8 protein-coding genes are annotated in these 12,517 nt (G+C 63.4%); 3 read left to right on the forward strand and 5 right to left on the reverse strand.

The window, feature by feature from the left end; translation table 11 throughout:
• Nucleotides 1–34: 34 nt before the first annotated feature.
• Nucleotides 35–1,206, reverse strand: a protein-coding gene (locus tag BW41_RS08265) for an IS3 family transposase (protein ID WP_152542201.1) whose coding sequence is annotated in 2 segments (ribosomal slippage) — nt 35–942 and nt 942–1,206 — 1,173 coding nt in all. Because the reading frame shifts where the segments join, the coding sequence is not laid out codon by codon here.
• A 36-nt stretch (nt 1,207–1,242) separates the two neighbouring features.
• On the opposite strand from BW41_RS08265, the gene BW41_RS08275 reads away from it, so the two are divergent.
• Genes BW41_RS08275 through BW41_RS08285 form a run of 3 tightly spaced genes read left to right on the forward strand, consistent with a single transcriptional unit; the run spans nt 1,243 to nt 3,578 of the window.
• On the forward strand, nt 1,243–1,698 hold the full coding sequence (locus BW41_RS08275; protein WP_152542202.1) for a TonB-dependent receptor domain-containing protein: 456 nt from the start codon (nt 1,243–1,245) through the stop codon (nt 1,696–1,698).
• Between the two features lie 12 nt (nt 1,699–1,710).
• Nucleotides 1,711–2,604: a VOC family protein gene (locus BW41_RS08280; RefSeq protein WP_037533563.1), complete on the forward strand. Its 894-nt coding sequence runs from the start codon at nt 1,711–1,713 to the stop codon at nt 2,602–2,604.
• An 8-nt stretch (nt 2,605–2,612) separates the two neighbouring features.
• Nucleotides 2,613–3,578 (forward strand): ABC transporter substrate-binding protein, encoded by a 966-nt coding sequence (locus BW41_RS08285; protein WP_051583364.1) that lies wholly within the window; start codon nt 2,613–2,615, stop codon nt 3,576–3,578.
• A 162-nt stretch (nt 3,579–3,740) separates the two neighbouring features.
• Here the strand turns inward: BW41_RS08285 and BW41_RS08290 are convergent, their stop codons facing one another.
• From BW41_RS08290 to BW41_RS08305, 4 genes are all read right to left on the reverse strand, one after another.
• Complete coding sequence (locus tag BW41_RS08290; RefSeq protein WP_081792984.1) at nt 3,741–4,520, reverse strand: hypothetical protein; 780 nt, start codon at nt 4,518–4,520, stop codon at nt 3,741–3,743.
• A 526-nt stretch (nt 4,521–5,046) separates the two neighbouring features.
• The gene (locus tag BW41_RS08295) at nt 5,047–8,181 is read right to left on the reverse strand and encodes a PAS domain-containing protein (protein ID WP_443027642.1); all 3,135 of its coding nucleotides are present in this window, start codon (nt 8,179–8,181) and stop codon (nt 5,047–5,049) included.
• 553 nt (nt 8,182–8,734) lie between these two features.
• The gene (locus BW41_RS08300) at nt 8,735–11,428 is read right to left on the reverse strand and encodes a TonB-dependent receptor plug domain-containing protein (protein ID WP_161773121.1); all 2,694 of its coding nucleotides are present in this window, start codon (nt 11,426–11,428) and stop codon (nt 8,735–8,737) included.
• Nucleotides 11,429–11,494: 66 nt separating this feature from the next.
• A complete protein-coding gene (locus BW41_RS08305; protein WP_235199697.1) occupies nt 11,495–12,511 on the reverse strand; it encodes a hypothetical protein in 1,017 nt (338 codons plus the stop codon).
• Between the last annotated feature and the right edge of the window lie 6 nt (nt 12,512–12,517).

The following is a 12,517-nucleotide window of genomic DNA, read 5'->3' on the forward strand; positions in this document are numbered from 1 at the left end:
TGAGCAGCCCCCACCGGGTGGTCCGGGTTTATCGTTAGTGCATTGTTGTCTCGGCCGCCATTGCCGGGCGTAGGTGGAGCGAAGCGGAACCGGAGGCCGGTAATGGCGGTGTTGCCGCTTCCGGAGCCGGCGGTCGGTAGCCCAGGCTGCTATGCGGCCGGACGGTGTTGTAGTGGCGCCGCCACGCCTCGATCAGCACCCTGGCCTCCGCGAGGCTGTAGAAGATCTCACCATTGAGCAGTTCGTCGCGAAGCGACCCGTTGAAGCTCTCGTTGTAGCCGTTTTCCCATGGTGAGCCTGGCGTGATGTAGAGCGTCTTCACGCCGATCTGCCCAAGCCATTTCTGGACGGCGGTGGCGATAAACTCGCTGCCGTTGTCCGATCTGATATGTGCAGGCGGACCCCGGTCAATGAACAGCTCGGCCAAGGCCGCCAGCACATCTTCGTGGCGGAGCTGCCGGGCGACCACCAGCGCCAGGCACTCGCGGCTGGCCTCGTCGATGATCGTGAGGATGCGGAACTTACGCCCGTCGTGCGTCCTCGCCTCGACAAAGTCATACGCCCAGACATGCCCAGGATACTCCGGTCGCAGCCGAATACACGAGCCATCGTTCAACCACAGCCGACCGCGTTTTGGCTGACGCTGGGGCACCTTCAGCCCTTCGCGCCGCCAGATCCGCTCCACCCGTTTGTGGTTCACCGACCAGCCGGCCGCATGCAGCAATGCCGTCACCCGGCGATAGCCGTAGCGCCCGTACTGCCTGGCCAGCGCGACGATGTCGTCCGTCAGCGCCTCCTCGTCATCTGCCCCACACGGAATTTTGCGCTGTGTCGACCGATGCTGGCCGAGTACGCGGCATACCCGCCGCTCGGACACATCCAGCACCGCCCGCACCTGGTCGATGCAGCGTCGGCGCCGTGCGGGGCTCAGAAGTTTCCCTTTGCCGCCTCCTGCAGGATCAGCTTGTCCAATGTCAGGTCCGAGATCGCGCGACGCAGCCGAAGGTTCTCTTTCTCCAGATCCTTCATCCGCCGGGCCTGATCTGTCTTTAGGCCGCCATATTCCTTGCGCCAGCGGTAATAGGTCTGCTCGCTGACTGCGATGCGCCGACATGCCTCGGCAGTCGTTCCGCCCTGGCCCAGCATGATCTCAACCTCACGCAGCTTGCCGATGATCTCCTCGGGCTTGTGCTTCTTGGCAGGCATTCGTTGTCCCTTCTTTGATCCAGACTGTCATAGTCCATGGACCACTCAGAAGGGGGCAGCTCACCGTACAACCAATGCTATCGCAATTCAAACGGGACGCTCCAGAACCTGCAGGATGTGCGGCTGCCGAACGCGCCACGCTGGCGCGGCAACGTCAGCGTCCGCTACGATCAGGACATTCCCGGTACTGCCTTGGCCGGTTTCGTGCAGGTCACGGGCAACGCGCAGACCGCCGTCGGCTTCTCGTTCGAACAGGACCAGGCGTTGCGGCAGCGTGGCTATGCGACGGTCGATCTGAGCATCGGCGCGCGCACGCAGGATGACCGCTATCAGCTGACGTTGTTCGTCCGCAACCTGACCGACAAGGCCTATGCGCTCGGCCTGCAGCGCGACAACATCATCACCAATGCCGCCAATCCCGGCAACCTGCTCTACTTCACCGCCAAGGAGTCGTCGCGCTACGCCGGTGCCACGTTCCGCGCGAAATTCTGACGGGGCTCGCCGATGACCGCCTTCGATATTTCCGGGCTGCGCAGCGTCGATTTCACCGTGCCCGATCTTGGCGCGGCAGTCGAATTCTACACCGCAGCCTGGGGGCTGACCCTCGCTGATCGCCGCAGCGATACGGCATGGTTGCGGGGCACGGGCGAGGATAGGCAACTCTTGGCCCTGCATGCCGGCGAACGGGCGGCGATCCGGTCGATGACGTTCCGAGCAACGGATCGGGAGGCACAGGCACGGCTGTCCACCCGGCTGCAGGGGATCGGCTGTCGGCTCACATCGATTCTTCATACAACGGATGAACCCGGTGCCGGCGTCGCCTTCGCCGTTACCGACCCCACCGGCCGGACGATCCGTATCGTCGCCGACGACGAACGCCGCATCGCCGACCCGCCCGCGGTGGATCGCGCCGAACGGCTGGCACACGTCAATATCAACAGCGACGACGTCGCGCGCGACACCGCGCTGTTCGTCGACGGGCTCGGCTTTCGCCTGACCGACCGGTCGAAGATGATGGCCTTCGTGCGGACCAACAGCGACCATCATTCGATCGTGATCGCGGAAGCGCCGGTCAATACGCTCAACCACGTCGCCTTTTTGGTGCCGACGTGGGAGGGGGTCATGCGTGCCTCGGGACGAATGGTCGACCATGGCTTCGCGATCGGCTGGGGCGTCGGGCGGCATGGTCCCGGCGACAATGTCTTTGCGTACTTCGTCGATCCGTTTGGGTTCGTGATCGAACAGACCGCCGAGGTGTTGCAGGTCGATGACGACTATCGCGTTGGTAGCCCCGCCGACTGGACCTGGGCATCAGGTCGTACCGACCAATGGGGGATCGCGCCGCCCAAGTCCGACGCGTGCAAGGCGGCGCAACTCGCCATCCCGTTCGCCGGATGAGCGACGTGATGCACGAAGGGCGCCCGACGCTGACGATCGGCTGTACCTTCTCCGACCGGATCGAGGCCCTGCTGGACGGCCGCGTCCATATCGAAAGGTTCGAATCGATGCTTCGGTGCGTCGAGGCGCAGACGCTGTTCCGCGCGACGCTGAACGAAGCCGCGTTCGACATCGCCGAACTGTCTATGGGCAGCCACATCGCCGCGGTCGCGCAGCGGCGACGCGACTATGTCGGCGTGCCGGTGTTCCTGTCGCGCAGCTTTCGCCACGCCAATCTCTACGTCCGCACCGATCGCGGTATCGACGGCCCGGCGGACTTGGCCGGCAAGCGGATCGGACTGGTCGATTTCCAGCAGACCGCGGCTTTGTGGCTGCGCGGCATGCTCGCCGACGATCATGGCGTCGCGCGCGAGAGCATCGACTGGGTCACGGCGGGGCTGCATGCGCCTGTGTTGACCGATCGCATGGCGATGGACCTGCCCGCCGCGATCCGCGCGACCCGATCATCGTCGACGCTGGACGCGATGCTCGCCGACGGCAGCATCGATGCCGTCATCAGTCCGACCGCGCCATGCTGTTTTACGACCGGATCCGCCGCGGTACGACGCCTGTGGTCGGATTATTGTCACGCTGAGACCGACTTCTGGCACCGGACGCGCCTGTTCCCGATCATGCACATACTGGTCGTGCGACGCTCGCTGACCGTTCGGTACCCGCACCTGACCACGGCCGTGTACGACGCGTTCGCGCGCAGCCTGGAGCTGGCGCTTGCCGATCTAGCGACGCGGGACTTTCCAAAATGCGCGATGCCCTGGCTCGCACATTGCGTGCAAGACGGTATTGATGCGTTGGGCGAACAGCCGTGGACCTATGGTCTCGAACGCAATCGTGCCGTGCTGGGCAATATGCTGCGATACGCCGTCGCAGACGGGCTATGCGACGATCGAATGTCGGTCGAGGCGTTGTTCGATTAGTCCGTTATCCAGCGCTCATGGTGTGTGATGCGGGCGAGGATGACGCCAATTCGGGACGACAACTGAAGCTGAACGAACGGCGGAAGTTGGTCGATGCCATAGCGCTGCTGAGTGACCGGATATGGGTCAAGCTAGCCACCGTCGTCACCTTGAACGGCCCAGCTACATCGGCGGCGTCAGGCCATCCTTGCCGATCGCGACGAACTGCGCGTTCTTCTGATCGTCGGCCAGCTTGATGAACAGCTTCTGGCCTTTCGCGAGCGATGTCTTCTCGGTCGGTACGAAACGTACGACCGGCGTTCCTTCCGGGACGCTCACCTGCGCGGTTCCGCCCTTGTAGCCGACGGTCAGTTTCGTCGTTGCCGAGCCATTCTCGGCCGCAGTGACAGTGCCATTGGTCATCCCGCTCTGCTGCACGGTTCCGTTGGTCATGGCGCTCTGCTCGACCGTGCCGTTCGTCATCGTGCTCTGCGTAACGGTGCCATTGGTCATCCCGCTGGCGGCCCCGCTCGCTTGCCCGGCTGCCTGCTTCACTCCGGGTGTATCCCAGCCGTAATGGCCCTCACCGGCTCCGCGCATGGCCTCGGGAAAGATCACGATTTCGACCGCTTTCAGGTCGCCGTCCGGGCCGGTCGTCGCGGTGCCGATGAAGTCGCCGTTCTTGAGCGTGGCGAGGCTGGATTTGACAACCCAAGCGTATTTCGTCTGGCCGTTAAGCAGCACCGGCATCGACGCGCCGTCGTAGGTGGTAACCGTCATGGTATTCGAATCGATGGTGGCGAGCGTGCCGCGCAGTCGGCCGGGGCCGTTGGCGGGCATCGCCGCTCCGTCGGCCGAACCGTTCGACGCGGTCCGCGCAGTCGAACCCGTGGGCGTTTGATCGCAGGCTGCCAAGCCAGTCAGCGCCAGTCCGATTAGCCCCAGAGTCGCCGTTTTTGCCATCGTCGAGTTCCTCGCAAAGCTGTTTTAGCCACCGCATCCAACGACCTAAACATCTCGCGGCCGACATCGTGCCCTGCGCACGGAACAGGGTGACTTCGCATCAGGACGATGGAGATTCGAATATTCAATCCCGGCAGAGCAGGCTTCCTGCATCGTGAAGGGGATTTTGCCACTTAGGTCGGCGATGGCCGAGACGAACAAACAACCGAAATCGGGGAGCCGCAAACAGTCCGCGAACGTCTGCAAATGGGTCCTCTTGGTCGCCTTGTCATCGGAGCTAAGCTGATCGATCTTTGACCTTTGCGGTATGAGAAAGGGCCGCTGCGATTATCGCGGCTAAAGCTTCCTCAGCCTGCTGGCGCCCGGCAGGATCTTTAGCGAGCAGATCGTGCCTGATCCATTCGGGCGCTCGACGTAGGACGCTCGTGACCGAAGCAAGCTGCTCATCAGACATTGCGTTTGCAGCACTCTCTCGTTCGTTTGCGATCGGGTGTGAATGGATACACCCCTGCGGCTAGACCTTAACTTATCCTGCCACTTTGTCGGTCGACGTGGTGGGAACGGGCTCATTGCTGCGGCCAAAGCGTATGGCTGACGCCAACGCTGTGGCGTTGTATGGCTTCGGCAGAACTACACAGTCGATCTCGTTCGCCACGGCTCCGGGATCGCCGGTCGCGAATATGACGATGGCATCCGGCCGCAACGCGCGTGCTTTTTCGGCGAGCTCGCGTCCGGAAGCTCCTGGCAGGTTGAGGTCGGTGACCAGAACGTCGACAGGGGCCGTCTGCAGCGCCATCAATGCTTCTTCGGCGCTGGCGGCCTCGACCACGACGAAGCCGGCCTCCTTCAGCATCTCGCCAGTGTTGCCGCGGATCAGATCGTCATCTTCGACCAATAGGGCGGTCTGACGGATGGTCGCCGAAGATGCGATCGGCGCGGAGCAGGTGGTGACAAGTTCGGCGTTTGCAGCTGTCGTGGCAAATGTTTGCTTCCGCTGGCGCTGATTGGCCAGCACGTGCCGAAACTTTCGAGCCAACGCATCGCGCGTGTATGGCTTGGAAAGCAGCTCGACCCCTTTGTCGAGCTTGCCGCCGTGCACGATCGAGTTTTCGGTATAGCCGCTGGTGAATAGCACAGCGAGGTCGGGTAGCCGCTCACGGGCCTTGCGAGCGAGTTCCGGGCTCTTCAATGCTCCCGGCATGACCACGTCAGTGAATAGCATGTCGATTGCGACACCGCTTTCGATCACCGCCAATGCGCTGGTCGCTTCGGGCGCCTTGAGGACGCTGTAGCCAAGATCGGTCAGCATCTCGACGACAGTGGCACGAACCTCCTCGTCATCCTCCACAACGAGCACTGTTTCCGTGCCGCCAGTGACCGGTCCTGCATCGCTGACGACCTCAAGGTCCTCGGCCTCGGTCGCGCGCGGCAGGTAGAGCCGGATGGTCGTGCCCTCGCCGGGTTCCGAGTAGATCTTTACGTGACCGCCGGATTGTTTGACAAAGCCATAGACCATCGACAGGCCAAGACCTGATCCCTTGCCCTCGGCCTTTGTCGAGAAGAATGGTTCGAACACCTTGGCGATGATCTCGGGCGACATGCCCGACCCAGTATCGCTCACCGCCAGCATGACGTACTGGCCCGGCGTCACCTCGTCATGGGAGCGCGCATAGGCGTCGTCGAGATGCGCATTGGCCAGCTCGATGGTCAGCTTGCCGCGACCTTCCATCGCATCGCGTGCGTTGATCGCGAGGTTGAGTAGTGCGTTTTCGATCTGAGCGGGATCGATGAAGGTGTTCCACAGCCCGCCGGAGAAGACGGTTTCCACCTCGATTGCCTCACCGATCGCACGGCGCAGCATGTCGTCCATTCCCTGCACGAAGCGCGTGACGTTAACGACTTTGGGCTCGAGCGCCTGGCGGCGCCCGAAGGCCAGGAGCTGCGCCGCCAGCTTTGCACCACGTGACACGCCGGCCATCGCGTTGCTGACGCGTTTCTCGGCGCGCTCGTTACCGGCAACGTCGCGGCTGAGCAGCTGAAGATTGCCGCCGACCACCTGGAGCAGATTGTTGAAGTCGTGCGCGACGCCGCCTGTCAGCTTGCCAACCGTCTCCATCTTCTGGGATTGAGCAAGTTTAGCCTCAGCTTCTCGCCGATCAGCAATTTCCTGGATGACACGGCTTTCTAGATTTTCATTGAGATGTCTGAGCTGATCCTCTGCCCGTTCGCGATGCCGGACCTGCCGTGAGAGGCTTTCGGCATGCTCGCGCAAGCTCGCCTCCGCCGCGCGCTGATGTGAGATATCGGTATGGACGCCGACCCACTCGGAAATCTCGCCGGCATCGTCGAGGATGGGCAGGGCCCGAATAGCAAAGGTCCGCCATTCCCCGTCGTAACGGCACACGCGATGTTCATGCACGAACATGCTGCGGGCAGAGACGGCCTGATTCCACGCGATGACGGTTGCCGCCGCGTCATCCGGATGAACGGCCGATGCCCAGCCAAATCCCTGATATTGGTCTTGGCTCTGCCCGGTGAGCGCACTCCAGCCTGGCTGTTCGCCCACCATCCGGCCATCGGCGCTATTGGTCCAAAGCACGCCGTGCACGGCCTCCATGGCAGTGCGGAAACGGCTGTTGCTCGCCTTGATCTCTGCTTCGCGCTCGGCGCGATCGCCGATATCGATGCCGAGGATATAGACGCCGAGCGTCTCGCCGCTGTCCCCGACATGGGGTACATATCGGATCTCGGTCTGACGCGGGCCAAGGGTCCGATGATGAAATACCGTCTCCGCGACGAGCGGGCTGCCCGTCAACGCGAGGTCTAGGTTTTTTATGCGGGTGCGGTACGCCTCGTCACCGATCACTTCCCGCACGGATTTGCCGACGACTTCACCGGGCGAGATGCCGAACCAGCTTTCATAATCGGCGTTGGCGAAGCGGTAGACGTGCTCGCGATCAACGTAGGACACCAGCATCGGCACGGCATCTGCGATGCGGCGCAGCTCAGCTTCGCTCGCGGCAAGTTTTTGCTCGGTGGCAATTCGGCCGCTGTTGTCGATGATGGTGCACAGCACGCCACCAGGCGTCCCATCCGCATCGTAAACCGGCGTGTAAAACAGGCTGAGGCCCAGCGTCTGCGGGCCATTGGCGCGCTGAAAGACGATCGGCTGATCAAGGTAGGATTGCGTCTCACCCTGACGCACCGCTGCCAGTATCGGACGGTTCCAGTCCCATACTTCGGGAAAGGCGTCCGCCACCGGTGTGCCGAGCGCCAGAGGGTGACGTTCGCCAGCTATATCTCGATAGGCATCATTGTAGAACATGATGTGGTCTGGTCCCCACATCAGCACCTTGGCGACCGGCGAGTTGACGAGATTTGAGATCGTGGCCCGCATCTCGTGCGACCATGCTTCCGGCATTCCTAGCCCCGTGCGACTCCAATCGCGGTTACGGATCAGGGTGCCGCACTCACCACCGCCCACTGGCCAGCCATCCACCACCGTCTGAGAGGCGCGGCGCGGACCGTCTCGCAGCGAACACAACCCCGCTCGAACGACCTCGCTGACATTGGCATAATCACCCGTTGCCAAGCTGCTTGAGATGAAGCTCTTCAGCTCGGGGGTTAGCGATACATTGCAGGAAAGGCGCGTCGTCATCATCCGGCTTTGCGCACACACCGCGCTTGTGTCAACAGATGGCACACCTCGACATCTAAGATTACAGCTAGGCTGTACGCGCAACCACATCGGTCCGCGCAGCGTGCGCTTTGTCTAATTGGCGCGCTCATCCATTGCCCCTGGAATGCGCCTGCCCACGCGGTGATTTCCCAGCGAAGTTTCTTGGCTTCTGGTGCTCCTCACCACACTCAGCGCTCATGAATGAATGGCAGAATCTGGGAAGCGGGCAGGGCGCTCCGAGTGGCCGGTTTTGGGTCCTTACCGCCGTGTTGAGCCTCGCGTGGATCGACCTAGAGTTAGGCTGCGAGGAAAGTTCTCCTCTAGCCGTAGAAAGTGACATGTTAAGTCGCCCCGAAAGCCGTTTGGAAACGCTTTTTTGGGTTCACATGCATTAGTAGTAGAGTGATCGATAAATGATCAGCGTTCCGAAGGAGCTGGGTTTCAATTACGCCATTGCGGGCACGAATGAAAGCTGGTCGGACGACGAAAACCGTGCCTGCACCCTGCCAAGTTGCGCCGCCGCTGGCACCAGCTTTTACCACCGTTTAGAAATGGTGGCGGCGACGATGCGCCCCAACGCACTAGAATAGGTCGGGTCATAGCCGTTGGCCAGGTCGGCAAGCGGGGGTGCGCGATTGAACAGGTTGCGTGCGTTGATGCCGATGCGCAGATCGCGCGAGAAGCTGCCTGCCTCACCGCCGAAGGTATAGCTGACGTCGATGTCAAACGTGTCATAGGCGCCGATCCGGCCGACCAGCGTGCTGTTTATGTTGTCATAGGCGCCGACGTGATTCCAGTTGACGATCGCGGCCGCGCCGCCGCTGCGCCAGCCGAGGCTGCCGCGCATCTGGAACTTGACCGGGAAGCCGAGCTGGTTCTTGCTCTCGACCAAAGTACCGCCGGCCTCGCCGGTCTTGTATGTGAGGAAGTAGGTGCCGTTGGCGCCGACGGTGAAGGTGCCGGCACGATCCGTCTCGAGCGCCCACGATGCCTGGAAGTCGAGGCCCTCGGCATGGACGACGCCGACGTTGGTGCGGCGGGCGTCGACCAGCACCAGCGACGCGCTGTTGTAATCCAGCGCGGGGGATGCAGTGAAGCCGCTGTTGGCGAAGGTCTGGCGCAGCGCGGTGAACGCGGCGGTATTGGCGAAGCCGACGAAGCCCGCATAACGCGTCGGATTATTGAGATAGAGGAACAGCCGGCCGAAGCCGTCGACGATCTGATTGGTATAGTCGATGTTGAAATAGGTGCCGCTGAGTTTGAGGCCGGGAATGCCGCGCGGCGCGATGTCGACGCCGGCGCTCCACGTCGTCGCAGTCTCGGGCTTCAGGCCGGGATTGCCGCCGGCAAGTAGCGCCGCATAAACGAAGGTACCATTGGCAAGGGCTGCGGGGAATTGGTAGATGCCCGCGCCGCTAGACAGAGCGTCATTTTCCGACAGACCGGGCGCGCGGAACGACGTGCCATAGCTGCCGCGCACCGTCAGCCCGTCGACGGGACTCCAGTTGGCCCCGAACTTGGGATTGGTGGTCGATCCGAAGTCGCTGTACTTTTCGTAACGTACAGCGCCGGTCAGATCGAGGCGGCGGAACAGCGGGATCGCATTGTCGGCGCCGAAGATCGGCACGACCAACTCTCCATAGGCCGCCTTGACGGTGCGGCTGTTGCTCGATCCCGTCGTCACCGGCAGGCCAGTGACGGCGCTGCTGCTGATGAAGGTGCCGTCGAGCCGCTCCTCGCGATATTCGCCGCCGACCGCGATGCGCACAGCGCCGCCCGGCAACCTGAACAGCGCGCCGTCGATCGTCCCTTCCACGGTCTTGAGCGTGCTTTCGCCGGTGACGTTGAAGCGGCCGCTGGTGACGCGGCCGATCGTCGCGGCATTGTTACCGTCCGCGCCGGTGAACAGGTTGAGCGCCGTCGCCGGATTGGTGTCGGCGAGCGCCTGATTGAGGTAGTAATTGTTGATCTGGACGCGATCGGTGTTGTCGCGACCCTTGCCGTAGGATCCGGACAGCTGAAGGCGGAAGTCGCCGAGCTTGGCCTCGGCGCCGACGATCCCCTGATAGGTCTCCGTCTCGATGCGAGTATGGCCGTAGGGCAAAGCCTGCAGCAGGCCGGAGAATGACACCGGCGTCGTCGCGGCGATGCCGTTGGGCAGGAAGGGATTGGTCGCCGGAACGGTGATCGCGTTGAGGCTCAGCGCTTCATATTGGTCAGAATTGCGCGCGCTGTAGAAGCCCTGTGAGAAGATCTTGATGCGGTCGCCGATCTGCTGCTCGACATAGCCGAACAGGCTGGTCCGCTCGGTCTCCGGGATGAGATAGGCGAGCTTGGCGCTGTCGCACGTATTCTGCCCGGCGGTGAGGTTGCCGAGGGTGAGGCCGGTGCCGCTGCCGGCCGGCACGCGATAGTCGGTGCCGTTGACCGTCAGCGTCCCCGGTACGCCGCAATTGGTGGTCAGGCCGTTCGCCCCGCCGAAGCGACGGCGGTCGCTTGACACAAAGCTGCGGTCGGCACCGCGTAGTGCCGCGTTCCAGACATGGTCGGCGGCCATCATAGCATGGCCGCTGCCCCAGCTGCCACCAACTGCGCCGCCGGCCTGATAATCCCAATAGCTGTCGCCGCCGCCGAGCCGGAAGCTGACTTCCGCGCCGTTGAGATTCTTGCGCGGGATGAGGTTTATGACGCCGGCGACCGCGTCAGAGCCGTAGATGGCCGAGGCGCCGTCGGCGATCACCTCGACCCGCTCCAGCGCGAGCGTCGGGATGAACGAAGGGTCGACCAGCTGCCCCTGCGTGCCTTGCGTCGGCACGCGATGGCCGTCGATGATCGTCAGCGTCGCGGTCGGGCCGATACCGCGGAGGTTTGGCGCGCTCGCACGGCTGATGTTCGACGGCGCGGCGGCCCCCGAGGCGCCCTCGGCGTTGATGCCGATCGCGGCGATCTGCGGCACCTGGCGCAGCACGTCGGCGGTGGTGGTCGCGCCGGAGTTGCGGATTTCGTCGCGGCCGACCGCGATCACGCTCGAGCCGATCGGCGCGGTGCCGCGGATGCGCGATCCGGTGACCACAATATCGGCGGCGGGCGTGTCGTCGCTGGCGGCATCGTCGCTCTGCGCTGGCGGCGCGGTGACCGGCTCGGCAACCTGCGCGGCGGCGGGGGCCGCCCAGCCGAGCAGCGCGCCGGCGGCGACGGACAGGCAGAGCACGGCTTTGGATGTGGTCACGAGGGCCATTCTATCATCTCCCAAATTGTTACCTGCGCATCTGTCGCGCGCTGGCGGTTCGAACAGTCAGCGGGTGGTCGGCATCGCCCGGCGCGCTACGCGCCGCGCCGACCAGCGCGGCGCGAGCGACAGCAGCACAATCGCGGCGATCAGCAGGCCGGCGCCGGCAAGCTCGGCGCCGCTCGGCGCACGCATGCCCCAGCCGGCGGCGAGGATCAGTGCCGCGGCGACACCGGCGACGAGGCTCGATGCCCGCTCCAAGGGCACGCAATAGGCATTCTCGCGCGGATCCAGCAGGATGACGACCGAGAAGACCGAAACGATCGTCAGCGTCACCGCGATGAAGGCAATCCAGACGATCGACGGGTCGGTCCAGATGTCGATGAAGCCGAAGCGCAGCTCATTCGCCTGATCGCCAAACCCCGCCGCCGACAAAGCGGCAAGGATCGCCACCGACGTCGGCAGCGCGAACAGCTTCTCCTCGACGAAATAGCGGCGCACATCAGCCGCCTCGCCGGTCTTGCCGACCGCGGTCATTACCGACAGGCGGATGAAATAGCCGAGCGTGTAGAGCACCACCGCGACGATCGCGAGCGGCGGCAGCGCGAAGCCGCCGCGACTGTAGAGCGTGGTCAGCAGCGCCACCGCGACGATGCCGATCGCCACCCAGCTCCACCAGCGCACCCGCCGCCCAAACATCAGGTCGATGATCGGCGCGACGATCAGCACGTCTCCACGCATCAGCAGCTGGATGAACGGAATGCTGACACCCGCGAACGTGTAGGACAGCGGCACGGTGAAGATGATGCAGGCGGTGCCGATCCCCGACAGCAAGGTGAAGCGCGTCGGCACCGGAATGCGGCGGCCGAGGATGCGGACACCATGCGCGTCGCGATGCCAGCCCGACAGCCAGATGAATAGATAGGTGAGGATGAGGTTGAGGATCAGCGTCGCGGGCAGCGTCTCCAGCCCGGTCAACGGTCGCCCAAGGCCGGGATGCGGCAGTCGGGTGAGCAGCGCCGTAACAAGGATGTTCGGCAGATAGGCCAGAAAATAGAGGAGGATGAGGCCCTCTATCGGCATCGGGCG

Origin of the sequence: Sphingomonas sp. RIT328 (assembly GCF_000632225.1) — a bacterium.
GTDB lineage: Bacteria > Pseudomonadota > Alphaproteobacteria > Sphingomonadales > Sphingomonadaceae > Sphingomonas > Sphingomonas kyungheensis.